The organism is Dyadobacter sp. AC419 (assembly GCF_979253085.1).
In genome coordinates, this window is sequence record NZ_CEEDCD010000012.1 from 168,853 (window position 1) to 193,765 (window position 24,913).

The 24,913-nt window shown below is 44.7% G+C and carries 26 protein-coding genes and 1 pseudogene; 10 read left to right on the forward strand and 17 right to left on the reverse strand.

The window, feature by feature from the left end:
* Positions 1–53: 53 nt before the first annotated feature.
* The 5 genes and pseudogenes from mtaB to AC0IYG_RS06035 form a co-directional block, all read right to left on the reverse strand.
* Positions 54–1,404, reverse strand: a pseudogene (gene mtaB, locus AC0IYG_RS06015) (tRNA (N(6)-L-threonylcarbamoyladenosine(37)-C(2))-methylthiotransferase MtaB).
* A 40-nt stretch (positions 1,405–1,444) separates the two neighbouring features.
* Entirely contained in the window at positions 1,445–1,582 is a 138-nt protein-coding gene (locus AC0IYG_RS06020; protein ID WP_471710178.1) for a hypothetical protein, read from the reverse strand.
* Positions 1,583–1,648: 66 nt separating this feature from the next.
* Entirely contained in the window at positions 1,649–1,861 is a 213-nt protein-coding gene (locus AC0IYG_RS06025; RefSeq protein WP_471710179.1) for a hypothetical protein, read from the reverse strand.
* A complete protein-coding gene (locus tag AC0IYG_RS06030) occupies positions 1,858–2,172 on the reverse strand; it encodes a sulfatase-like hydrolase/transferase (protein ID WP_471710180.1) in 315 nt (104 codons plus the stop codon). Before AC0IYG_RS06030 ends, AC0IYG_RS06025 begins: the two co-directional genes overlap by 4 nt.
* A 10-nt stretch (positions 2,173–2,182) precedes the next feature.
* The gene (locus tag AC0IYG_RS06035; RefSeq protein ID WP_471710181.1) at positions 2,183–3,292 is read right to left on the reverse strand and encodes an LTA synthase family protein; all 1,110 of its coding nucleotides are present in this window, start codon (positions 3,290–3,292) and stop codon (positions 2,183–2,185) included.
* A gap of 147 nt (positions 3,293–3,439) precedes the next feature.
* Between AC0IYG_RS06035 and AC0IYG_RS06040 the strand changes: the two genes are divergently transcribed.
* On the forward strand, positions 3,440–5,626 hold the full coding sequence (locus AC0IYG_RS06040; RefSeq protein WP_471710182.1) for a glutamine synthetase III family protein: 2,187 nt from the start codon (positions 3,440–3,442) through the stop codon (positions 5,624–5,626).
* Between the two features lie 39 nt (positions 5,627–5,665).
* On the forward strand, positions 5,666–6,220 hold the full coding sequence (locus tag AC0IYG_RS06045) for a hypothetical protein (RefSeq protein WP_471710183.1): 555 nt from the start codon (positions 5,666–5,668) through the stop codon (positions 6,218–6,220).
* A gap of 557 nt (positions 6,221–6,777) precedes the next feature.
* Here AC0IYG_RS06045 and AC0IYG_RS06050 read toward each other — a convergent pair.
* The gene (locus tag AC0IYG_RS06050) at positions 6,778–7,791 is read right to left on the reverse strand and encodes a glutamine synthetase beta-grasp domain-containing protein (protein WP_471710184.1); all 1,014 of its coding nucleotides are present in this window, start codon (positions 7,789–7,791) and stop codon (positions 6,778–6,780) included.
* Between the two features lie 395 nt (positions 7,792–8,186).
* Between AC0IYG_RS06050 and AC0IYG_RS06055 the strand changes: the two genes are divergently transcribed.
* From AC0IYG_RS06055 to AC0IYG_RS06070, 4 genes are all read left to right on the forward strand, one after another.
* A complete protein-coding gene (locus AC0IYG_RS06055; protein ID WP_471710185.1) occupies positions 8,187–8,897 on the forward strand; it encodes an RsmE family RNA methyltransferase in 711 nt (236 codons plus the stop codon).
* A 69-nt stretch (positions 8,898–8,966) separates the two neighbouring features.
* Entirely contained in the window at positions 8,967–9,587 is a 621-nt protein-coding gene (locus AC0IYG_RS06060) for a DUF4159 domain-containing protein (protein ID WP_471710186.1), read from the forward strand.
* A 248-nt stretch (positions 9,588–9,835) separates the two neighbouring features.
* Complete coding sequence (locus AC0IYG_RS06065; protein ID WP_471710187.1) at positions 9,836–10,072, forward strand: hypothetical protein; 237 nt, start codon at positions 9,836–9,838, stop codon at positions 10,070–10,072.
* Between the two features lie 139 nt (positions 10,073–10,211).
* Positions 10,212–10,412 (forward strand): hypothetical protein, encoded by a 201-nt coding sequence (locus tag AC0IYG_RS06070; RefSeq protein ID WP_471710188.1) that lies wholly within the window; start codon positions 10,212–10,214, stop codon positions 10,410–10,412.
* Between the two features lie 348 nt (positions 10,413–10,760).
* On the opposite strand, the gene AC0IYG_RS06075 is transcribed toward AC0IYG_RS06070, so the two are convergent.
* The 5 genes from AC0IYG_RS06075 to AC0IYG_RS06095 all read right to left on the reverse strand — a co-directional run bounded on the left by AC0IYG_RS06075 (position 10,761) and on the right by AC0IYG_RS06095 (position 15,926).
* On the reverse strand, positions 10,761–12,095 hold the full coding sequence (locus AC0IYG_RS06075) for a sensor histidine kinase (protein WP_471710190.1): 1,335 nt from the start codon (positions 12,093–12,095) through the stop codon (positions 10,761–10,763).
* 1 nt (position 12,096) lies between these two features.
* On the reverse strand, positions 12,097–12,774 hold the full coding sequence (locus AC0IYG_RS06080) for a response regulator (protein ID WP_471710191.1): 678 nt from the start codon (positions 12,772–12,774) through the stop codon (positions 12,097–12,099).
* Positions 12,771–13,304, reverse strand: a complete 534-nt coding sequence (locus tag AC0IYG_RS06085; protein ID WP_471710192.1) for a 5' nucleotidase, NT5C type — start codon at positions 13,302–13,304, stop codon at positions 12,771–12,773. Before AC0IYG_RS06085 ends, AC0IYG_RS06080 begins: the two co-directional genes overlap by 4 nt.
* Positions 13,304–14,554, reverse strand: a complete 1,251-nt coding sequence (locus AC0IYG_RS06090) for a dihydrolipoamide acetyltransferase family protein (RefSeq protein WP_471710193.1) — start codon at positions 14,552–14,554, stop codon at positions 13,304–13,306. The genes AC0IYG_RS06085 and AC0IYG_RS06090 overlap by 1 nt, the downstream gene beginning before the upstream one ends.
* 100 nt (positions 14,555–14,654) lie before the next feature.
* Entirely contained in the window at positions 14,655–15,926 is a 1,272-nt protein-coding gene (locus tag AC0IYG_RS06095; protein WP_471710194.1) for a competence/damage-inducible protein A, read from the reverse strand.
* A gap of 106 nt (positions 15,927–16,032) precedes the next feature.
* Here AC0IYG_RS06095 and AC0IYG_RS06100 point away from each other — a divergent pair, with 106 nt between their 5' ends.
* Complete coding sequence (locus tag AC0IYG_RS06100) at positions 16,033–16,758, forward strand: DUF4197 domain-containing protein (RefSeq protein ID WP_471710195.1); 726 nt, start codon at positions 16,033–16,035, stop codon at positions 16,756–16,758.
* Positions 16,759–16,817: 59 nt separating this feature from the next.
* Positions 16,818–17,159: a gliding motility protein GldC gene (gene gldC, locus AC0IYG_RS06105; RefSeq protein WP_082216502.1), complete on the forward strand. Its 342-nt coding sequence runs from the start codon at positions 16,818–16,820 to the stop codon at positions 17,157–17,159.
* Between the two features lie 3 nt (positions 17,160–17,162).
* On the opposite strand, the gene AC0IYG_RS06110 is transcribed toward gldC, so the two are convergent.
* The 6 genes from AC0IYG_RS06110 to AC0IYG_RS06135 form a co-directional block, all read right to left on the reverse strand.
* Positions 17,163–17,516: an MmcQ/YjbR family DNA-binding protein gene (locus AC0IYG_RS06110; RefSeq protein ID WP_471710196.1), complete on the reverse strand. Its 354-nt coding sequence runs from the start codon at positions 17,514–17,516 to the stop codon at positions 17,163–17,165.
* Entirely contained in the window at positions 17,513–17,692 is a 180-nt protein-coding gene (locus tag AC0IYG_RS06115; protein WP_471710197.1) for a DUF6728 family protein, read from the reverse strand. The genes AC0IYG_RS06110 and AC0IYG_RS06115 overlap by 4 nt, the downstream gene beginning before the upstream one ends.
* Before the next feature lie 37 nt (positions 17,693–17,729).
* On the reverse strand, positions 17,730–19,739 hold the full coding sequence (gene ispG, locus AC0IYG_RS06120; protein WP_471710198.1) for a (E)-4-hydroxy-3-methylbut-2-enyl-diphosphate synthase: 2,010 nt from the start codon (positions 19,737–19,739) through the stop codon (positions 17,730–17,732).
* Positions 19,740–19,813: 74 nt separating this feature from the next.
* Positions 19,814–20,896 (reverse strand): GHMP family kinase ATP-binding protein, encoded by a 1,083-nt coding sequence (locus AC0IYG_RS06125; RefSeq protein ID WP_471710199.1) that lies wholly within the window; start codon positions 20,894–20,896, stop codon positions 19,814–19,816.
* A gap of 3 nt (positions 20,897–20,899) precedes the next feature.
* The gene (locus tag AC0IYG_RS06130; RefSeq protein WP_471710200.1) at positions 20,900–22,120 is read right to left on the reverse strand and encodes a sugar MFS transporter; all 1,221 of its coding nucleotides are present in this window, start codon (positions 22,118–22,120) and stop codon (positions 20,900–20,902) included.
* Positions 22,121–22,176: 56 nt separating this feature from the next.
* Positions 22,177–23,529, reverse strand: coding sequence for a Gfo/Idh/MocA family protein (locus tag AC0IYG_RS06135; protein WP_471710202.1), 1,353 nt, complete (start codon positions 23,527–23,529; stop codon positions 22,177–22,179).
* A 302-nt stretch (positions 23,530–23,831) separates the two neighbouring features.
* On the opposite strand from AC0IYG_RS06135, the gene AC0IYG_RS06140 reads away from it, so the two are divergent.
* Both AC0IYG_RS06140 and folE read left to right on the forward strand, forming a co-directional pair.
* Positions 23,832–24,248 (forward strand): 6-pyruvoyl trahydropterin synthase family protein, encoded by a 417-nt coding sequence (locus tag AC0IYG_RS06140; RefSeq protein WP_471710203.1) that lies wholly within the window; start codon positions 23,832–23,834, stop codon positions 24,246–24,248.
* Positions 24,208–24,897, forward strand: coding sequence for a GTP cyclohydrolase I FolE (folE, locus tag AC0IYG_RS06145; protein ID WP_471710204.1), 690 nt, complete (start codon positions 24,208–24,210; stop codon positions 24,895–24,897). The genes AC0IYG_RS06140 and folE overlap by 41 nt, the downstream gene beginning before the upstream one ends.
* The last annotated feature ends 16 nt before the right edge of the window (positions 24,898–24,913 follow it).

Below are 24,913 nucleotides of genomic sequence, written 5' to 3' on the forward strand. Positions count from 1 at the left end.
CGGGTAAAACCGGGGCGAGACTTCTTTTGTATTTTATTAAAAAAAACTTTAACCTAAACCAAAACAGGCGCAAGCTCCTCCACTTCCGAAACTTCCATTAAACCAAGCTCATTTAGATGTGACTGTAACGAACCGCTTTCGTTTCATTGATCAACAAAGGGTCTAGACCTCACAGCCACACGTACATAATTGTCGGTGCAGCCAAGCATTTGTCCGTTCTGTATCTCATCTTCAAACAGCACACAGTTCCATGTTTATCAATCTGCTGCTCGTGAAAAAAGCGCTTTTTCTTTCAGAAAGGCTATGCAGCATATTTGGAACGGTCAGCTCTCACATTTTTTGCAACAACCGGCTTAATGCTCAGCGCTGCTGTATTTTCTCTTTCAGAATAAGTGAAAACGTGCAGATAGGAAACTTCCAGCTCATTTAAAAACTGATAACTTTCTTCAAAAAGCTGCTGCGTTTCGCCCGGGTGCCCCACGATAACGCTCTCACGACCAAATGCAGCATTCAGGCCATTAACGATTTAATCTTCGCAACGCGTTCCGCATAAAGTTCACGCTTGTAACGTCGCTTCATCAATGCCAAAACAGAGTTCGAGCCCCGATTGTAACGGAATGTGAAAATGGTGCGCGAAACGTTTAGATTGGGCTACAAATTCAATGATCTCGTCTGTCAGCAAATTAGGTTCAATAGACGAAATGCGGAAACGTAAAATGCCTTCTGACTTCATCCAATGCTTTAACGAGATCCAGGAAAGTCTGCCTTACGCTCACCATTTTGTAAACCGAAATCACCAATGTTGACACCAGTCAAAACGATTTCTTTTACATCTCTTGCCGCAATGTCCTGCGCTGCTTTCACAATGTTGGCTATTGTATCCGAGCGGCTTTTGCCTCTTGCCAATGGGATGGTGCAATACAGGAGCAGGGATAATCGCAGCCGTCCTGCACTTTCAGGAAAGTCCGTGTGCGATCATTCAGGGAATAAGAAGTGTGATATTCAACCGCGTGATCAATGGTCGAGGCAATCACCTGTGCAGGCTGACCGAGCGGTGTTTTTTCAAATGTATCAATCAGTTCAACCAGACGGAATTTTTCCGCAGCGCCTAAAACTGCATCCACGCCAGGAATTTCAGAGATATCTTTTGGTTTCAACTGCGCATAGCAGCCGATAATGGCCACATAACCATCCGCATTGATCTTTTGTGCTTCGCGTACGATCTTGCGGCATTTCTTATCCGCATTCTCCCGTAACCGAGCACGTATTAATGATAAAAATATCTGGGGACTCATTAAAACTCCACTTTCTGATATCCCTTTTGCTCAAACATGCGGCCGATGGACGATGTTTCGGAATAATTCAGTTTTTACAGCCTAATGTATAAAAAGCGACTTTTTTCATTGGTTTTAAAAATATGCTGCAAAATTACATCATTTACTGATCAACGCTTCGGAGAATCGCTGAAAGAAGACTGCAAATATGCTTTTCCTAATTTTTCTTCTTCGGGCGTAAGTGCGCCGGATTTTTCGATAATGTTTCCGCCAATGTTGTCCCGCACGAGAAATCCGCCGGGTTTCATCCAGCCCAATCCATTGTACTGCTAAATGCGAAGTAGGCAAACGGGACACGGTTTTTGCCAAAAATATCATTGCTCCAAGTAAATGAACCCGAAGGAAGGTGCAACTGGTTCAGATAATGTGGCTGGAAGATCGGTTCGAGAAGCCAATGAATCGATTTTCGAAGGCTGCGTTTTTGCAATGCGCGGCCCGACCGAAAGCATCGGAATGCGGAACTCGGCCGGTTTGGTTTTATCGGTTTCCGGAAGCGGATGTCCATGGTCGGCGATGATGATAATCAATGTGTTATCCCACGAGGGTTTTTGTTTTGGCTGTTTTGATAAATTCGCCAATGGACGCATCCGTATAATGATGTGCATTCAAAAACAAATGTTCGGCGTCGTTGCTTACCGGTAATGGCTGTTGGCACCGGAACTTCAAACGGTTGGTGGCTGCTTAATGTGAATAATGTTGAGAAAAATGGCTGCTTTTGCTTATCCAGATCATTCATTAAACGGTTCAAAACAATGTGGTCGTGCGCGCCCCATTTCGAATTCATGTCTTTTTTGTCAAAATCATTTTTGTCAATGATCTGGTCAAAATCCTGCTGCAAAAAGTAGGATTTACATATTCGCAAATTCGGTTTCGCCTCCATAATAGAATGTCGTATGCCAGCCATTTTGTCTGAAAACCTTGGGTAGGGAAGGCAGCGACATTGTTTTCTTAGGAACTTTAATGATTGAATTTGTCGGCTGGGCAGGATAACCGCTCAAAATAGCCACCATTCCCTTATCGCTGCGATTTCCGCTTGCATATACATTGGTAAAAAGCAATCCTTCTTTGGCGAGCTGATCAAACTGCGGCGTCACGTTCTTCAAACCATTCAAATTGCCAACCACTTTCGAAGTAAAACTTTCCCAAATGATCACGACCACATTGATCTTGCCCGGTTTCACAATTTGCTGCGAAGTGCTGTCCGACTTGTAAAGTGATCGCGTCAACTGATCGGCTTCTTTTTCATCAAAATATAGAAACGGGTTTTTCTTGGAATAACTCGCATTGATAAGCGAGCTCATATAATTCCACGGCACATTCACGGCGGCATAATTGGCAAAGCTTTTATCGCTAAAAAACACAGCGCTCTCGTTCATCGGTGCCAGCTGCAACCCGCCGCGGATGGGGATAATCAGGCTCGCGGAAAGAATGAGGAAAACGGGGATCGTATAAATGAAACCGGTTTTTACAAATGCGCTTGTACTGCGTTTGACAATTGTTTTTAATAACTTCCAAACGAGGAAAAAGAGCAATGCAAAAAGCAGCAAAAGCGGGAAGATCGGCGCGGCCCCCATGGAAGCAAACGCCTCCGTCGGGGTTTTGAGATAATGTAAGGATGTGGCGTCAATGCGGAATCCCCAAGCTTTGAACAATTCCAGGTCCGTTACGACCATTAGGGTGATAACGAATGCGATTATGGTGCTGAAAATGGTTAATATTTCCGCATACCAATGCCACTTTCGGGCCGTGAACATCATGAGCAATGCGGGGATCATTAAAATATATCCTGCAAAAGAAATGTCCATTTGAAGGCCGTGTGCTGCACTTTTTACCCAAAGCGATGACGGTAATTCGAGGGTCTTTTTGTAATGGTAAGCCAGAAATATGATCCGGAAAAACTGGAAGAGAACGACCCAGGCAATCCCGTACAAAGCAATAAATTCTAATCTTTTGCGCATTGGTGTCAAAGGGAATTTGCAAAGTTCCGAAAAATGCGCCAACCTGCGGTATGGATACGACTTAAATGTGAAAATGTGGCGTAGAATTGTTGTTCGTACCTTTAAATAAATAATTTTGAGGAGAATTAATATAAATCCGATTATAAAATGACTTTTCGTTCCAAAGCTTTTGAGATTGCTCAAGGCCGGGTTGCCCCTTCACTTACCCCTCCCGCAGAAAAAATCACAGATTTGTATGGTAGCAACACATTTAGCGAAGATGTGATGAAAACGCTGCTCTCAGCGGAAGCTTACACCAAGATTTCCAATGCTATACGTTCCGGTTCGACGATTGACAGGGAAGTTGCAGACGAAGTTTCTGCGGCCATGAAATCGTGGGCAGTTTCCAAAGGCGCAACACATTATACGCACTGGTTTCAGCCCCTAACCGGGACCACTGCCGAAAAGCACGATTCGTTTTTTGACCTGACAATAGACGGTAAAGCCGTCGAGAAATTTAAAGGAAGCGCATTGGTTCAGCAAGAGCCGGACGCTTCTTCGTTCCCAAGCGGCGGTTTGCGTGCCACATTCGAAGCGCGCGGTTACACAGGCTGGGACCCAAGTTCTCCTGCATTCCTGATGGATAATGGGGCGGGAGGGAAGACATTGTGTATTCCGTCTGTTTTTATTTCCTACACCGGAGAAGCGCTTGATTATAAGGCACCTTTGCTGAAATCGCTTGTTATGCTGGATAAAGCGGCAACGTCTGTTTGCCAGTTTTTCAATCGCGACGTTGATAAAGTAACGCCAACATTGGGCATTGAGCAGGAATATTTTTTGGTTGATAAAGCACTTTATTATGCGCGTCCAGACCTTTTAATGGCCGGGAGAACTGTTTTCGGGCATAGTCCCGCACGTGGGCAGCAGCTGGATGATCATTATTTCGGCTCCATATCGCCACGTGTGAATGCATTCATGGTGGATTTTGAGTTTGAAGCCTTGAAACTGGGCATTCCGGTTCGTACGCGGCACAACGAGGTTGCGCCCGGGCAGTTCGAATGTGCACCTACGTTCGAGGAAGTGAATCTGGCCATTGATCATAATGCATTGCTGATGGATCTGATGCAAAAGGTCGGTGACAAGCATAATTTCCAGGTTTTGTTTCATGAAAAACCATTCGCAGGAATAAACGGAAGCGGAAAGCATAACAACTGGTCGCTGTCGACGGACACGGGCATTAACCTGCTCGCACCGACTTCGAAGCCGAAAGAAAACCTGCGTTTCCTTACATTTTTAATGAATGTTGTGAAAGCCGTGCACGATCATGCCGACTTGCTTCGCGCTTCGATTTCTTCTGCCGGAAATGAGCATCGTTTAGGCGCAAATGAAGCACCGCCGTCCATTGTGTCGGTTTTCTTAGGCAACGAATTGACCAATATGCTTGAAGAATTGGTCAACAAAGGCGAGATCACGTTGGAAAAAGGAGAAAACTTCTACTATAAACTCGGCATAACCCGCATTCCGAACCTGCAACGCGATAACACTGATCGCAACCGGACGTCGCCATTCTGTTTTACAGGAAATAAATTTGAATATCGCGCCGTAGGAAGCTCGCAGAATAGTGCTTCGCCGATGATCGTTTTGAACACCATTGTGGCTAATCAGCTTTTGGAATTCAAGAAAGAGATGGATGAAAGGCTTGCGGCTGGCGAAGAGAAGAAAGTGGCGACGGTTGAGATTCTCAAACGCTATTTTACAGAATCTAAAAACATTCTTTTCGAAGGAAATGGTTATTCAGACGAATGGGTGGAAGAAGCCAAAAACCGTGGCCTGAGCAACATCAGGGAAACTTATGACGCATTGTACGCTTACACGACAGACCGCACCATCAGCGCCTTTGAGCGAATGGGCGTGCTAACCTCTCGCGAGCTGCATGCGCGTTATGAAATTGAACTGGAAAACTATGTGAAGAAATTGCAGATCGAATCACGCGTAATCGGTGATCTGGCATTGAACCACATTGTATCGACGGTCGTAAAATATCAGTTCAAACTGGCGCAAACGGCAAGATCGCTGACAGATCTCGAAATGCTCGAAGAAGCAGCACCGATCAAAGAAATCATTAAAGATATTTCAACGCATATTGTGGTGATTAAAAAATTGGTTCACGACATGACCGAACAACGCAAAACTGCGAATAACATTGAAGACCTTTTTGAAAGAGCTAAAATGTATGGTTCTGAGGTCAAAGGGTTTTTTGAGGAGATCAGATATCACGTGGATAAGCTCGAATTATTGATCGACGATGAAGACTGGCCTTTGGCAAAATACCGTGAAATGTTATTTTTGGAATAATTTTAGAGCAAGCGCTTTATTTAACAAATAATAGAAACTATGAATCCGGGATTTGATCCAGAAGAAATCGAAACGCTGAAACAAGAATGTAAAGCAGAGCGATCGAGCTTTATTCACGTTGAAGACGAATTGGAGGAGGATGACGAAGAGAACAACGAACATGCTCACATTCAGTTTGTTGGATTCTATAAAGAAAAGGAATGCATCTACGACGCACTGATCTACACATTGCGCCTGCACCATTCAACATTGGTTTACGATGCTGCATTGGAACGACTGAAAAAGGTGATGCCGAATTACGTTTCACTTGACGAACGCCCGGAAAATTACGTGGCCGACGAAGAACAAGATGAAGAAGCAGAGCTAATGCTGACTGAATTCATCGAGGAAATCGAAGAAAATGAAGAAATCACCGTCCGTGAACACATTGAAATCGACGAAACATTTGATTACGGAGTAGGATTAGAAGTTGGTTTGAACAAGACAGAGATCAATGATAAAACAATCAACGATTTCATCCTCCGCTTCAACGCCGGCCGCATTCAGCTGGATCCAACGCTTTACTCATTCTCCGGAAGCGAAGAGCAAGATTGATGGAAAGTCCCGACGGGACTTAATATCGGTAGGAAAGCGATGGATCTGATGAAAATGCCAAGTCCCAGCGGGACATAATCTTGGTAGGAATGCATAAGGTGCGTACAAATGCCAAGTCCCAGCGGGACGCAATCTTGGTAGCAATTGACGAACCACTCCAATTGATAAATCCCGGAGGGATGTAACGGCGTACACGTCATTACATCCCTCCGGGATTTTTGCGTTCAACATGCGGGCGTCTGTGTTACCGATATTTCATCCCTCCGGGATTTCGCCGTAATTCGTTCGGGCGTATTGTTACCAATATTTCATCCCTCCGGGATTTTCGTGATTCATGTGGGCGTCTGTGTTACCAATATTTCATCCCTCTGGGATTTTTGCGTTCTACATGCGGGCGTATTTGTTACTGATATCACATCCCTCCGGGACTTTTTCGTGATTCACTCGAACGTGTTTTCCGCCAACATTCCTTCCTCCGGAATTTAACTCCGGCCTTAACGCAAAAAAACCGCGATTCGGCGGTTTTTTTGCTACTCTATATTGTAATGCTGCGAAAATTAGATAACCGCAGATTTAACAGTCTTGATAATACGTGCTGCAACTTTGTAAGGATCAGCAGCTGAGTTTGGACGACGATCTTCCAGGTAACCGTTCCATCCTTTTGCAGGAACTGTAACCGGTATACGAATCGATGCACCGCGGTCAGAAACGCCGTAGCTGAAATCGTGGATAGAAGCAGTTTCGTGCTTTCCAGTCAGACGCAGGTGGTTATCAGCACCGTAAACTTCAATGTGTTCTTTAACAACAGGACGGAAAGATTCGCAAATTTTGTCGAATGTTTCTTTGCTGCCAGCAGTTCTCAAAGTTGAGTTTGAGAAGTTAGCGTGCATTCCGCTTCCGTTCCAGTCAAGTGTTCCCAAAGGCTTGCAGTGCCAGTTGATCGAAACACCATATTTTTCACCGATTCTTTCCAAAAGATAACGTCCAAGCCAGATTTGATCACCTGCTTCTTGTGCGCCTTTTGCAAAATCTGGCAATTCCCACTGACCAGCTGCAACTTCTGCATTGATACCTTCAACGTTAAGACCAGCTTCTAGACATGCGTCAAGATGCTCTTCAACGATATCTCTGCCATATGCATTACTTGCGCCAACTGAGCAATAGTATGGGCCTTGTGGTGCAGGGTAACCATTTGCCGGGAATCCAAGCGGCTTGTTGGTTTCGTTGTCCCAAAGGAAATATTCTTGTTCAAATCCAAACCAGAAATCATTGTCGCCATCTTCAATCAGAGCACGACCGTTTGATTCGTGAGGAGTTCCGTCAGAGTTCAACACTTCGCACATTACAAGGAAGCCGTTTTTACGCTGTGGATCAGGAATAATATAAACAGGTTTTAGCAAACAGTCAGAAGAACCGCCGGGAGCCTGCTCAGTGGATGAACCATCAAACGACCACATCGCGCAATCTTCCAGTTTTCCACTAAAATCGTTTTCAATTTTGGTTTTGCTGCGTAAACTTTGGGTCGGCTTATAGCCATCCAACCAAATATATTCCAGCTTGGATTTTGACATAATAGTACTAGATAAAGTGGTGACGAATAATTATAACGGCACAATATTAATGCAAAAATGTATTTCCAAAAAATAAAAACTAAGAAATATTAACCATATGCAGAATAATATTGTGTTCGTGGTAGTATTGTCAGTAAAAAATGCATTATTCCGATAAATTCTCTTGTTTTTGATATTCGGCCTGCGTGCTCCAAAAAATGTGAAATCGGCTAAAATAACTTTTATATGCAGGCTGGTCATTGGAAAATATTGCCAAAATACAAAAAACAGGTTTTTGGAGGATCCGGTAATAATATAAAGAAATCGTGGCGTTTAATTCTCCGGCGCTCCGTAATTTCAGCCGTTTTTTTGAAAATGACGACCGTTTTTTTATCTTATTGAATAATTCTTATCGCATGCATTTATTTTACCAGCCTGACTCGAAGATCTATGAATTAGACGAAGAGGAAGCCAGGCACAGTTCGAAAGTTTTGAGGTTGAGTTCGGGTGACATTATATATGTAACCAATGGCAAAGGCACATTGCAAAAGTGCGTGCTGAACATTCAGGGAAAAAAAGCGGGTTATGAAGTCGTTGAATCCAGCACAATCGATCGCCGTCCTTTTTCGGTTCACATGGCCATAGCACCCACGAGAAAGGCCGAACGGAATGAATGGATGGTCGAGAAAATGACCGAAATGGGCGTCGAGCGGATCGATTTTCTGATCACCGAACACACCAATGCCGACACGATCAACCGCGTGGTCAATCTCACCAGGCTGAACAGGATTGCGGCTGCGGCTATGAAACAATCCCAGCAATATTATCTTCCGCAAATCTCAATTGGCAATAAATTCGAAAATTATATCAAGGAAGTGGGCGATTCGGCAAAATTAATTGCCTATGTGCCAGAACATAACAAGGTTGAGCACGTTTTTTGTAAAGTAAAAAAAGACACCGGAACGACTTTGCTGATCGGGCCGGAAGGAGATTTTAGCGAACGCGAAGTTTCACTTGCGCAGCAGCTTGGTTTCTCGACGGTTTCGCTTGGGCCTACCCGGTTGAGAACGGAAACCGCAGCAGTGGCCGGTTGTCATGCAATAAATTTGGCACAAAACATTTTGTAAACGCACCGAAGGATGGAGAGGTTTAGTGGCTATTTTAAAAGATGTATTTGGTTAATCGCAGTTTTGGTCGTGAGTAATGCATCTTTTGCGCAGTCTTCGTTGAAAATCGCGAAGCTGAAATATGGTGGAGGAGGAGACTGGTATGCTAATAAAACCTCGCTTCCAAACCTGATCAAATTTTGCAACGCCGAGTTGAAGATGAACATCAATCCTGTCGAGGATGTGGTGGAAGTGGGAAGTCCCGACATTTTTGCGTATCCGTTTGTACACATGACGGGCCACGGCAATGTGGTTTTCAGTGATGCAGAAGCGCAGAACCTCAGAAATTATCTTTTGTCCGGAGGTTTTTTACACATTGATGACAATTACGGGTTAGACCAGTTTGCGAGAAGGGAAATGAAGAAAGTTTTTCCCGAGCTTTCATTCGTTGAGCTGCCCTACGATCATCAGGTTTACCGCATCAAATATGTGTTTCCTGAAGGGCTTCCCAAAGTGCACGAGCATGACGGCAAGCAGCCGCAGGGTTTTGGGTTGATCTGGCAGGGACGATTGGTCTGCTATTATAGCTATGAAACGGACCTCGGGAACGGCTGGGAGGATCAGAGTGTTTACAATGATCCGGAGGAGATGCGGAGAAAAGCGTTGCAAATGGGCGCTAATCTGTTGAGCTACGCATTCATGATTTTGTAAATCGCATCTCATAAGCAGGTCAGATCATGACGAGAATCATACTTATTTGGTATAAATATATTCCAAATTAGCTTTCCGAATTTCGGTTTTCTAGACGCTTAACCTTACTTTTGTACAAACTTTAAAATATTAAAATTTCAATTCGTTCCATGTATATAGTCCTTATCGTTTTTGTTGTACATTGGTATTTATCCCTTTTCTGTCAAACCTTTTTCCTGCACCGCTATTCTGCTCATAAAATGTTCATAATGAGCAAGCCATGGGAGCGTTTCTTTTATTTGCTGACCTATCTTTCGCAAGGCTCATCTTATTTAAGTCCAAGAGCATACGCGATTTTGCACCGGATGCACCACGCTTTTAGTGATACAGAGCGCGATCCGCATTCACCGCATCATACCAAAAACGTTTTTACAATGATGTGGGAAACGAAGAATATTTACAATGCAGTGCTGAACCGCGAACGTGCCATTGAGTTCACAATTTGAGCGGAATTATCCTGAATGGAATTTCGATTGAAAAATTGGGTGATTCTTGGTTCTCACGTGCAGGCTGGGCGCTGTTGTATCTTTCGTTTTATGTCCTTGCTTACATTTATCTTGACATGCACTGGGCATTTTCTTCCTTTTGCCTGTGCATTTCCTGATGGGACCAATCCACGGCGCAATTGTAAACTGGAGTGGCCACAAATACGGATATCAGAATTATGATAATGCTGACGAGTCCAAGAATTCGTTGATTTTCGACTTCTTAATGATGGGTGAATTGTTTCAGAACAATCACCATAAGAAGCCCAATTCAATCAATTTCTGGCTCAAAATGGTTTGAAGTTGATCCGACTTACCCGGTGATCAAGATGCTGAATAAAGTTGAAGATTATTGAGATTAGGAAGAAGCACTAATTGAAGAAAAAGATATGAAGCCCTTTGATCTCTTCAGGTCAAAGGGCTTTTTCATGGCCCCCTATAAAAACTCTTGGCAGGTGTGAGATACACCTGCCAAGTTTGCTTATTAACACCACAAAAAATGAAATCTCTTTTTAGCATGCTGTTTTACCAGCTTGTCCTGATTTAAGACAATACAAATAAATCAGCCAATACTTAAAATGGCGTTAATTAAAAGTTAGAATTTGCTTAGAGCTTCAAAAAATTCACGACGAACGTCGTTCCCTTCGGCTCATTCGATAAATATGTTAACCGAGCCATTGTGCAGCTTTACAATGCGCTCGACCAATGAAAGCCCAATCCCATATCCCTTAATGTTTGCCGTGTTATCACTTCTATAAAACGGCTGAAACACCAGGCTTTGATCTTCTTTCGGGATTCCCTTCCCATTGTCTGAAAAACTCAATGTCAATTTTTTCCTGGCTGTTTTGAGATAAACATTCACCGTGTGGTTATCGGAAAATTTGCATGCATTATCCATCAGGTTAAGAAAAGCCGTTTTCAGCAAAGTTGAGTTGCCGGTCAGTTCGAGCCAAGTGTCGTCTTCGGGCAGTTCTTCAAAATTCAGTTGAATGTTATAGATCGGATTTGCCTGCGCGAGATTAAGCCTGCAATCGAGCAGCAGGTCATCCACGCGAATGAGTTCTGTTAACAGATCTCGCTGATCTTCACTCACTTTTGCCAGTTCCAATAATGTATTCGAAAGCTGGGCCAGTTCTTCAATATCTTCCAAAACCGATTTGATTGTCACCTGATAATCAGTGGAGCTGCGTTCTTTCAGCATGCTCACTTCCAGCTGCGAGCGAATTTTTGTCAATGGGTTTTTAAGCTCATGCGAAACATTTGCAACGAAAATCTTCTGCATTTGAAAAGCCGTTTCAATGCGATCCAGCAGCTTATTAAATGTCGTCGTCAGCCGGCCAATCTCATCTTTCTGATTCGGAACATCCAGGCGCGTGTCCAATTTTTGCGGTAAAATCCCTTCCACAGCGTTCATAACCTTCGAAATAGGACGTAATGCGCGTTTCGAGAAAACCCAGCCGACAAGCGCAACAATGATTGTCACGATGAAAAAGAGCACGGTAAGCAATGTGCTTAAATTGGAAAGGTTTGCTTGTCCGTACAAATCCTTCGCACCAAGTAAAACGACGGCCCTGTTGAATGGATATTTGTAATAAAGCCCTACAACTTTATAATCTCCGTCTGTGTAACGGATCTGGCCAGCCTTGCGAATTTCGTCGAGCCAGTAATTGGAAACGTGAATGGATTTCGATTGCGGACTTGTTGGATTACTGTAAATGAGGCGGTTTTTTTCATCAAAAATGAACGTGTTCTCATCGTAGATCAAATCTCGGTTCGTCTCGTCCAATGCTTTCAAAACCTCCGTATTGACCTGCGGGACTTTTAGCAGCAGTTCGGCCTGCGACTTGGCTTTTGACCTTAATCGGTCGTAAAAATCCTCATTAACGTTGTTATACGAGAAATAATAGATCGCCAGGAAAGTGATCAGAAGGATGCCGCTCACCAGTAAGGAAAACTGAACCGTAAGTCTGGTGCGGATCTGCATATTACTCTACTTTAAGCACATAACCCATTCCAAACTGCGTGTGGATGAGCTTGACAGGATAATCCTTATCGATCTTTTTCCGAAGATAATTGACGTAAACCTCGATTACATTAGTCCCCGTATCAAAACCTATATCCCAGACTTGCTCAGCAATTTCCACTTTTGAAATGACGCGTCCCTGATTCCGGATTAGGTAAACCAACAAATTAAATTCCCGTGCCGTTAAATTGATCTTGTTTCCCGAGCGATGGACCGTTTTCGCGTCCAGCGAAACTTCAAGGTCGGCGAATTTCAGGACTTGCGCTGTGTGCGAAACCGTTGTGCCGCGCTTCGTTAATGCACGAACGCGTGCGAGTAACTCCTTGAATTCGAATGGCTTGACGAGATAATCGTCTGCACCCGCATCCAGGCCTGTTACTTTATCATCCGTCGTGCCGAGTGCAGTGAGCATCAAAATCGGTGTCTCGTCTCCCCAGGTGCGTATCTCGCGGCATAGTTCAATGCCGTTGATCCCAGGAATGATAATATCGCTGATAATGAGCTGATAGGAATTATTTTTGGCTAATTGGCGGCCAATTAATCCATCGTATGCAATGTCCACTTCATAGCCATTTTCCTCCAATCCTTGCTTAATGGATTGCAGCGTTTTGGGCTCGTCCTCGATCAGTAATAGTTTCATGCGATGGGTAAGAATAGTTCAGAAACATCCTTCCAATCGGAAACACGTTTAAAAGTATGGTTTTTCAAATTGTGAGGAGCAGAAAAAAGCACGCCCGTTCCCTTGAATGCATTCAGATTCCGGACATGATCGTCGATCAGATAGTCGGACTGAATAATGCTCTTGTAGCCGCAAAAAACGACATTGGTCCAGGGAATGAACGGGAAATTCTTCTTTAACCACGCAAATTTATCATTGAAAGACGTCGGGAATTCCATGCAGGCCGTCGCTACAAAAATCTCGTAAAAGCCTGAGAGTTTATGAACCGTTTCCACTGCGCCTTCCATCACTTCTATGTCCGCGAAAAAACCGGGTGTGTCGATGATCTTGTGCAGTTTGGTCAGCTGTTTCGGATGCAAAAGTTCTCTTAAACCTTTGGCATAAAGGTCTTTCTCATTATATGTTGTAGCAAAATCATTGAGAACAATGTTGACGAGTTTCTTATGCGTATTCGCCATAACATCGTCCATGTCCAAAGTGAGTCTGAGCATTACAATATGGTTCTGTGCGTGTCGAAATTTTCAAGATAATCGTTCACACGTTTCAGGAAAAGTCCGCCTAGGGACCCGTCCACCACGCGGTGATCGTAAGAATGGGAAATAAACATGAGGCTGCGGATGCCAAGCAAGTCGCCCTGCGGCGTTTCGATCACAGCCGGCTTCTTCTTGATCGCACCAAAAGCCATAATCGCAACCTGTGGCTGGACAATGATCGGCGTTCCCATGAGATTTGCAAATGCGCCGATGTTAGAAACGGTGTAAGTTCCGCCCGCCAGGTCGTCCGCTTTAAGCTTATTTTCCCTTGCTCTTTTAGCCAAATCATTGACTTTTTTAGCCAGTCCGGGCAAATCATATTGATCAGCGCGATGGATAACCGGCACGATTAGATTTCCGTCCGGTAAAGCCACGGCCATGCCAATGTTAATATCTTTCTTTTTAATAATCCTGTCACCGTCAACCGAAATGTTGATCATCGGATAATCTTTGATTGCTTTCACAACGGCTTCAATCAAAATAGGCGTAAACGTGATGCTGTCGCCCGTTTTTTTCCTGAATTCGGCTTTTGTATGCTCACGCCACTGCACGACCGGCGTCATATCTGTTTCAATAAATGAGGTTACGTGTGCTGAAATCTTCCTCGATTCGACCATGCGCTGAGAAATCATCTTGCGCATTCTGTCCATTTCAATGATCTCATTGCTGCCGTTTAATGAAGTGGCACCAGGCATTACGGGTTCAGCGGGTTTTTTACGGTTATCCAGAAATGAAAAAATGTCATTTTTAGTAACCCTGTTCTCAGCTCCCGTTCCTGAAATAGAGGCAAGTTCCGACGGAGAAATGTGCTCCTCACGCGCGATGCTCAACACCAGCGGCGAATAAAATGTATTGCTTTCAGGGCTGTTACCAGCATATTCCAGCGCGGGTTCCGCCTTTTTAGAAAGCACTTCTTCGTAATCTTTTTCCAATATTGCAGCAGTCGCCTCCACATCTTCAACTGCCTGCACAGGCTTATCAACAGGCTGATTATCCGCTTCGCTCACGCCGTCTGCAACCTCAATGCGCGCAACAGGACTGCCGATGGGAACAACTTCACTTTCCTGCACAAGCCATTCAGCCAACACGCCTGAGTAGGCGCAGGGCACTTCCGTATCCACCTTATCCGTTGCAACTTCCAGAATAGAATCATCAATGGAAACCTTGTCGCCAGCCTTTGCAAGCAGGTGAAGGACAGTGCATTCCATTATACTTTCCCCCATTGGAGGCATTACCATTTCAACTATTTTCATAACTGGTATCTTTCTTCGGCGGCAAAGACTGCCTTTGCATTATTCTTGATTTGCCTCAGCCTTTCACAGCAAGGTTCGTTTTTAAAATGGTTTTTCTCAACAAATTCAACGCATATGCTGACGTAAGCTCAATGTTGATCTTGCGGTTGTTGCGCAATGTGAGCAGTTGTGTGAAAGTTTCTTCCTGCGTTGCACAAGCAATCCAAACCGTGCCAACGGGTTTCTCAGGTGTGCCTCCATCCGGACCCGCGATGCCCGTTGTGGAAATTGCAAAAGTGGTGTTCAGGACTTTTCTGGCACCTTCCGCCATTTCGCGTGCGGTCTGCTCACTTACCGCGCCAAATGCGTCTAATGTCGCTTTTGAAACGCCTAACACATTCATCTTGATGTCATTGCTGTAACTCACGACCGATCCTTCGAAATATCGTGATGAGCCGGGAACGGATGTGATCTGATTCGCAACAAAACCGCCCGTACAGCTCTCTGCTGTGCCAATAGTCGCGCCATTTTGCATTAATAACGACCCGATAACGGTTTCCAGTTCATCATTATCATATCCAAAAACATATTCCTGAATGTAAGGCATCAGCAGCGCAACTTGCTCGGCCAGCTGGCGGTCAAGCAGTTCCAGGTTGTCGCCGGTTCCTGTCAGACGCAGCTTTACCTGACCAAAATGAGGCAGATAAGCGAGCTTAATGTGCTCAGGCAATGCATCTTCCCAAGGTGCAATGGTTTCGGCAAGAAAAGATTCGCCAATGCCAATGGTCCTAACCGATTTATGCTTTATAATGTTGGTCGTAAACTTCGTTTTAAGTCTGGGCAGGATCTCGAATTCCATCAGACTTTTCATTTCATACGGAACGCCCGGCAGGGAAACGTAAACCACATTGTCTTTTTCAAACCACATTCCCGGCGCTGTTCCCCATAAGTTTGGAATGTAGGTACAATTTTTTGGCAATGCTGCTTGCTGAATGTTCAGTTCAGTCATGGCGCGGCCTCGTTTTTCGAAAAAACTTGTGACCAAAGCCAGCGCATCCGGATTGATTTCCAGTTCGGTGCCGAAATATTCGCAGAAAGTATGCTTGGTAATATCATCCCGGGTGGGGCCAAGTCCGCCGGTAACGATGACGACATCAATACGCTGAGCAGCAGCTGCGAATGCGTCCAGTATGTCATTTTTATTGTCACCAACGGAAGTTTTTCGCACCGGACGGATCCCTATATCAGTGAGTTGCGCACCAATCCATTGTGTATTTGTATCCGTAATTTGTCCAAAAAGAATTTCATCACCGATCGTTAATATTTCAGCCCGGATAATGGGAACCATAGTGTAGAATTGGTTGAATGAGACCGTTAATTTCCCAAAAATAAGTAAAATTAATCGTTATTGAGTACGTTTAAGCCATAGTCAGAATTTAACAAATACAATCGCAATGAATCACAAAATCTTAGCAATATTATTATTTTCAATCTTTTTTAGCGGCAATGCACAAGCCCAGTTTAACCTGGGAAAAGTCCTTGACAAGGTGGGAGGGAAATCGGGGAAACTGGGAGAAAATGAGATCGTTTCGGGTTTGAAAGAAGCATTGAATGTTGGCGTAAGCAATGGCTCGCAGGAAGCTTCCAAGGTGGATGGATTTTTCAAAAATGAGCTGATCAAAATCGCTGTGCCGCCGGAAGCTCAGAAGGTCGCTGAGACATTACGCAAGATGGGATTGGGCGATCAGGTTGATAAATTTACGCTTTCACTGAACCGAGCTGCGGAAGACGCGGCCAAAAAATCGAAGCCTATTTTTGTAAAAGCCATCACTTCCATGACCGTTCCCGACGCATTGGGCATTCTGAAAGGGCAAGATGATGCTGCGACGCAATATTTGAGGAAATCAACGAATGATGAGTTGTACAAAACATTCTTCCCGGTTGTCGATTCTACGCTTAATTTGAACAAGGCAACGGATTATTATAAGGAGATTGTGGACACATATAACAAGATTCCACTGGTGAAAAAAGTGAATCCTGATTTGAAAGGATATGCCACCCAAAAAACGATTGACGGACTTTATGTGCTGATCGCGCAGGAAGAGAAAAAGATTCGGGAAGATCCCGGCGCAAGGGTTACGGATCTTTTGAAAAAAGTGTTCAGCCAGGCAGGTAAGTAATTTTTTAGAACTATAAATTTCCTCAAATGGTTACTTTTGTCTAAATATTAACACCTTCTATGAAAAAATCGGAAATACATTTTACCGTTGAATTAGACGACAAGAACATACCTGAAAAGATTTTTTGGAACGCCACCGATAATCCAAACGAAGGAATCAACGACACCCGCGCGATCGCCATCGCAGTTTGGGACCATTACCACAGAGGCACATTGAAAATTGATCTCTGGACCAAGGATATGGAAGTTTTTGAAATGAAGCGTTTCTACATTGAGCTCATGAGCGGCATCGCCGACACATTGCTGACTGCAACAAATGACAATGTAATGGCAGATGCTATTGAAGGCGTTTGTGAAACTTTGAGCAAGAAGCTGGATGAGGAAATGAAGGCTGCGAAATAAAGCCTAATTAGCCAACTCTGCCTGATCCTTCTTAGGCATACTCTTCACCACCAGGTCGTAAGAGTCTTTCACCCACTCGAATAAGGTTTCACTTGGAATGTTGCCGGTTACGAGAACCGTGTTCCAATGCTTTTTATTCATATGATATCCGGGCTTTACGTCCGGATATTTTTCTCTTAATTCTTCTGCTTTTTCCGGATCGCATTTTGCGTTGAACTGATGGGATGCCGTATCCATGGGCGTTAATAGAAACACCTTTCCTTTTACTTTAAAAACCAGCGTATCAGGGCCAAATGGCAGTTCTTCCGTTACGCCCGGCAATGTGAGGCAATAGTCACGCAGCGATTCGAGGTTCATCGGGTCAGTGCTCTTACGATCATTACGATTAAACAAATCAGGAACATGACGATGGAAATCCGGTTGATTCCGTGCATCATGCGCAAATTAAACGAATTAGGAGCGTTGGGATCCCGCTTCTTGAACACGCGGATGAAATAAGTGAACACTTCACCCAGTTGAAAGTATCTTTTCATAATCTTTTTGCCAATTTTTTGCTTGTACTGAACCTTGCTATACCAAAATTTCTCTTTCCTCCGGCTCTATCCAACGGCCATCCTCACGGATTAATTCGATCAATTCATCCACCGCTTTTGCAGCAGTTACCGACCGTTTAATGACTTCCTGACCACGATACAAAGCAATTTTATCTTTTCCCATGCCCACGTAACCGTAATCGGCGTCCGCCATTTCACCAGGGCCGTTCACAATGCAACCCATAATGCCAATTTTTATGCCTTTCAAATGCTCCGTATGCTTGCGGATCATTGCCGTTGTTTCCTGCAAATCGAAAAGAGTACGGCCACACGAAGGACACGAAATATATTCCGTTTTTGACATCCTTGTCCGGGCGGCTTGCAGGATACCAAAAGCTATGCCATTGAATGCTGAGGCTGTTTTTAGACGTTCTGAATGCGTAGCGGCTTCTGCGAACTGGGGTGTGAGCAGGACGCCATCCCCAAAGCCGTCCACAAGCAACCCCCCAATATCTGTGGCAGAATATAATGTTAACTCATCTCCCAGGTTTGCGGCATAAGTCCTTCGAATGACCACGGGAACATGAATGCCTTTTTCAACCAGTTTATAAAAGAACCGCCGCATTTCAGGCATCGCGTGGTTGTTGTCTGAATGCAACAAAAGCACAATGTGATGTTCAGTGCCAATGCTTTGCAGGAATGAATCATTCAGATCATGGATCGTGCCTTTAATGAATGTTAATATGCTTGAAATCTCATTCTTATCTGCTTCAACCCATTGAGAAACAGTGAGTAACGGAAACTTGTTAACGCGGTTACGGTTTGTAAGCCATGCTTCATAATCCAGGATTTCCCTGAGTCCGTTTGGCAGCATATAAGGAATGGGCCGCTTTCCGGAATATATAAAATCAGCTCCCTGATCATTCATAGCCCATTTATCCGGCACAGGCAAAAAGAAATGGCCAATGCTTTTCAAATCGTCGAGCTGCGTTACTTCAATGTTGGAATAATCCGCAATGACCCTCGGCACATTCAGATGACCAATGTTATAAACTTCGTTGGTGTTCCGTCTTGTATATTGAAAGGGATTAATCGGGCAAATATCGACCGGCTCAATGAAATCGTGCGGCGTTCTGTTGGCGTAACGCTGAATAAGCGCACGTGCCACCGGAGCTTCTTTTTCAGGTGCTTCGGTCAGGGAAACGCGCACTGTGTCGCCTAGGCCGTCTTCGAGCAATGTTCCGATTCCCACTGCCGACTTAATACGGCCGTCTTCTGCTTCACCGGCTTCAGTCACACCCAGATGCAATGGATAAGGCTTCAAACGTTCTTCATCCAGGCGCTGCACGAGCAATCGATATGCTTCCACCATCACTTGCGTGTTGCTGGATTTCATTGAAAGTGCAATGTTGAAATAATTGAACTCTTCGCAGATTCTTAAAAACTCCAATGCAGATTCGACCATACCCAGCGGCGTATCACCATAACGGCTCAAAATCCGGTCAGAAAGCGAGCCGTGGTTGGTTCCGATGCGCATTGCAGTGCCATACTCCTTGCATATGTGCACCAGCGGGATGAATTTCTCACGGATCCGTTCCAATTCAGCAGCATAAGAAGCATCGGTGTAATCGATCACTTCAAAACGCTTCCTGTCAGCATAATTTCCGGGATTGATCCTTACTTTTTCAACGATCCTTGCGGCTAACTCGGCTGCATTTGGTGTAAAATGTATGTCTGCGATAAGCGGCACATTAATTCCCAGCTTACGCAAACCGTTTCTGATGTTTTCAAGATTTTGTGCTTCCTTAACGCTCGGAGCCGTAATGCGAACATATTCACATCCCGAATCCACCATCCTAATCACCTCATCAATAGAACCTTGCGTATCCATTGTGTCCACCGTCGTCATCGACTGCACGCGGATCGGGAAGTCGGAGCCCATAGGAAGGTCACCGATATTGATTGTAATGGTTTTGCGTCTTTCGTATGCTGTCAGGGAGGGACAGTAAAGTTTTGTCGTTTTTTCGGAAGCTGTTATTACTGCCATGGAGTTGTCATTGTTATTGGCAAAGGTCTTAAATGTAAAACAGAATCGGAATTACAATCGTGCATTTTCGCAGATCAGTTTTCGATCCTTGTTCCCGAGTCCACGGTGATGATGTAGCTTTTTCCGCCTTCTTTTTCAATGGCTTCGGCCACTTCTTCTGCTTTGGTCGGTGCGTATGCAAACATGCAGCCGCCGCCGCCCGAGCCATTGATCTTTCCGCCCAAGGCGCCTGCCGAAAGTGCCGCATTCATCATGCGTTCGATCTTGGGCGTTGAGGTTCTTTTATGGTCGCGGAGATTTTTATAATGTTTATAAAGCAGGCTGCCGAAATGTTTGTCAAGCGCTTCATTTACAGGACTATTGATGCTTTGCGTTAACAGCGCTTTACCTTCGATCAATATGTCGCGGTCTTCGAGATTGGCTTTTAGCAAGCTCAGCTCATCTTCTGTAAGCTGGCTGTTATAATCTTGAAATTGTTCGTACGGCGTTGTGAAAATAGAGAATCGCGGATCATAAGCGGTCACTTTTCTGATCACATCTTCCATTCCATAACGGCAGCGCGCCAGAATCCCAAGCGTGTCTTTTGCTTCCAGTGAATCGCCGAGTACAAATGTGCCTAATGTCGGCGTAAGTGCCTCGACATGAATGATAGGCGTAGATTCCAGGTAAATCACATTGCCTATCGCGGTTGAATAATGGTCCATCATGCCGCCCGGCTCGCCGAATTCAAGCACTTCGGCTGCATTGGCGATTTCTCCCAATTCCTTTTGTGAAAACCCAACTGGATTATCACTCATTTTATCCAAAAAATGCGCCCATGAAACGATGAGCGCAGATGAACTGGAAGTGCCGGAATTGATTGGAATGTTTCCGTGGATGACGCATTCAAAACCTTTCGAGAACGTCATTCCCTTTCTTTTCAGCACATTGATTGTGCTGCGGAAATAATCCCGCTGCACAACATATGGAAAAGTGTCTTTGAGAGAAAATTCCTCTTTCAGTCCCAGATCGGGCAGGTGCAGGATGATCTTGTCATCGTCACGATAATCGCCGTCAATGCTGATCCTGCGCGAAATGGCTGCCGCAATGACAGGCAATCCAAGATAGTCCTGATGTTCACCAAATAAACAAATACGGCCCGGGGTCGAGATCTTCATGAACTACCAGCTTTTCTTTTTATGGCCTACCAAGCCGAAATAAAGGATAAATATATACAACGGCACCATAATCCAGTAAGCCTGCTGCGTGCTTCCGATGGAATCCGCGATGCCGCCGTAAACCAATGGTAAAACCGCGCCGCCTGAAATTCCCATTACTAAAAGTGCAGAAGCGATTTTGGTAAATTTACCCAATCCGCTCAATGCCAGCGGCCATAATGCCGGCCAGATCACCGCATTGGCAAAACCCAAAATCGCAATGCATAAAACCGAAGTAAAACCGGTCGAGAAAATCGCCGCAATCGTTACGATCATTCCAAGCACGGCAGAAAACATCAGATAGGCTTGTTGTGAAACATATTTTGGAATTAAAATAATGCCCAGCACATATCCGAACATCATTCCGCCTAATGTATAAGTTCCGAATAAGCGTGCTTCTTCTTCTGCAAAACCAAGTGAAACGCCGTAATTAATAATAGTGTCACCAGCGATAACTTCCACACCCACGTAGCAAAACAATGCTATCACACCCAAAACAAGGTTAGGGAACTGAAAAACGCTCGTTTTCTGTGCAGCCACAGGTTGCGTTCCCACCGGCACGTCTTCTTCTTCACTTACTTCAACCAAACCTTTTGACATACGGATCAGAATTGCCAAACCAACCAAAACGGCCGTCAGCACCAGATAAGGAACAACCACTTTATCCAGCTCTTCTTTCGGATCCGATGAGCTTGCACCTGAAAGCAGCAATTTACCAATGATCACCTGGCTCAATATCCCGGCTGATTTATTGGCAATTCCCATGATACTGATCCTTTGCGCAGCGCTTTCACGCGGACCAAGAATGGTTGCATAAGGGTTTGAGGATGTCTGCAAAACGGTAAGCCCGATCCCGATCGTAAAAAGGCCGACCAGAAACACTGGATAGGAAGCCATTTCTGCGGCAGGAATGAATATCAATGTGCCGGCAGCCATTACAAGCAGCGCCAGCGACATGCCATTTTTGAAGCCAGTCTTTTTCACAACATACGAGCAAGGGATTGCCATGATCGTGTAGGAGATAAAAAAGGCAAATGTTACGAGGTAAGAACTGGTGTTATCGAGTGAAAATGCTTTTTTGAAGAAGGTGATCAGCGTTCCGTTTACCCAGGTGATGAAACCCATCACAAAGAATATAACGCCGATCATGAAGAGAGGGCCAAGGTAATTGTTTTTGTTGTTCATTTAGGTTGGGAATTAATTGGTCAGGGTTATTATTAGGTTAAAAATGAAATTGAATGTTAATATGCGTCATTAAGGCCGAATATGCGCTTGTTGGTCTTCCACTTGCCTCTCGTAAAGTCAGGAATTTCAATGGGTGCGCTGCCTTTCGCAATCGACAGCTCGGATAATGGGCTGATGGCGCTCCAAGTTGCAGCATCATACACGTCGATTGGCGGAGCCGTTTTTCTTTTAATGGACTCAATAAATCCGCGCAGGACGAAATAATCAATGCCGCCATGACCTGCATTCTCGGCTTCTTTCGCCTGTTTTGCCCAAAGCGGATGGTCGTATTTTTGAAGATAAGCCTTGTCTGGCTCGGCAGTATGTTCTTTTGGCGAAACGCCCTCTATATATATGCTGTTCCCATCGTTCATCCAGATCCCGTTCGTTCCCTGCGCACGAAATGCGAGCGAGTAGGGGCGCGGCGAGTTGGTGTCGTGGACCAAAACGATGTTTTCACCATTGTGACACTGGATTACGGTCGTTACAATGTCGCCCAGCTTGAAATTTACTTTTGCATTAGGATGGTCCTTACCGCCGTGATCAACAATGTATTTATGTAAGCCACGCGATTTGGTGGCCGTTGAAGTCAGATAGGAGAATGCATTTCCCCGGTTAATGTCGAGCCAGTGGGCGACGGGGCCAAGTCCGTGTGTAGGATAAATATCCCCGTTGCGGTCAACAGAATGCTGTGTGCGCCATTTGGCTTCGGAATAACCTTTTTCACCAAATTCAGCGCCGATTCCGCCGTCACTTTTGCCATTATTGAGCTTGATAGCGCGTAAGTCGTGTTGGTAACCACAATGTGCGTAGGTCATTTCGCCAAACATGCCTTCGCGCACCATCCTTAATATGGCCATCACATCGCGGCGATAGCAGACATTTTCAAGGATCATGCAATGTGAGCCGGTTTTTTCGAATGTGTCCACCAAGTCCCACGACTCTTGCAAAGTAACCGTCGCTGAAACTTCCACTGCGGCATATTTTCCTGCCCGCATCGCAGCCAATGTCATAGGAACATGCCATTGCCAGGGTGTCGCGATCAGAATTCCGTCGAGATCATCGCGCTTGACCAGATTCAGAAAATCTTCGTCGCCTTTGTTGTAAACCGCCGGTGCTTTTCGCCCTGCTTTTTTGATTTTGTCCAGCGATTCGTTGATTGCCGCCGGATCAATGTCGCAGATTGCATTCACTTCTACATCCTGTCTGAACAAGGCCTGCTCCAAATGGCTGCGGCCGCGAAGTCCGACGCCAATGAAACCAAGGCGCACCTTATCTGCAACTTTTTCTTCACCCGCATACCATGTCGGCATGAATCCCAAGGCGGGTCCCGCGATGGCGGCCTTCTGAATAAAATCGCGTCTGTTCATGAAATGCGGCATTTAAAGAGTTTAGCAAGGAATCTGGCAGTCGTAAGGCACTAGGCTTTTCAAGATCGCAATTTACACGCAATAACCATATTTTTTAATTTTTTTTATTAAGTAATGCGGCCGGTATTCCTGAAACGTGGCAATGATTATTTAGAAAAATGAACAAAACGGAAATTGAAAGCGTTAACCCAAAACAGGCAACCTCAGGCGAGCATTACGTCCAGGCTCGAATACTTTAAGTGTGTTGGGCACATACTTTGTAACGACACTTGAAGCGAAAATTTATTTACGAAAATTAAAATATGGCTCAGAAAGTGGCGGTGTTTCGGAAGGAACATTTCAATGCGGCACATCGTCTGCATAATCCGGATTGGTCGGCTGAAAAGAATGAGACCATTTTTGGCAAATGCAATAATCCCAATTTTCACGGGCACAATTATGAACTGATCGTACAGGTGACGGGAGAAGTTGATCCGGAAACTGGTTATGTGCTGGACATGAAGGTTTTAAGTTCCGTTTTAAAGGAATTTGTGCTGGATCGTTTCGACCATAAAAACCTGAACTTGGATGTGCCTGAGTTCAAATCACTAAATCCCTCCGCGGAGAATATCGCGATCGTTATATATTCAATATTAAGGTCTAAAATTGATTCAGGGCTTGACCTGAAAGTCAGATTATATGAAACAGAACGGAACTTCGTCGAATATCCAGTCGACTGAAATGGTTGAGGTTGAGGAAATTGGTAACGATCATGTGTTTTCTTCGATCGAAACGCCGATGCGCGCTGATGCGTTTGCGATGGACGACGATGTTAAAATGGAGTTGATTGAGAAACATTTCCGTCACATTATGGAGATCATGGGTCTGGATCTGACCGATGACAGCTTGAAAGGCACACCCAAGCGGGTTGCTAAAATGTACATTACAGAGGTTTTCAGCGGACTTGACCCGAAAAACAAACCTTCGGTTACGCTCTTTGAAAACAAATACAAATACGACCAGATGCTGGTCGAGAAAGACATTTCGGTATTTTCCAATTGCGAGCACCATTTCGTGCCAATTTATGGCAAAGCGCACGTTGCGTATATTTCCAGCGGGAAGGTGATCGGCTTGTCCAAATTGAACCGCATTGTTGAATATTTCGCAAAACGCCCGCAGGTTCAGGAACGACTGACCGTTCAGATTGCGAACGAGCTGAAAGAAGCATTGCAAACCGAAGATGTGGCAGTTGTCATTGACGCTCAGCACATGTGCGTGCAATCGCGCGGCATTCGGGACTCCGGCAGTTCAACCGTTACGGCTTATTATGGCGGTAAATTTCAGGAAGATGTTACTAAAAAGGAGTTTTTGAGTTATCTGGGCATGTAATCGCGGCAGATTTTCG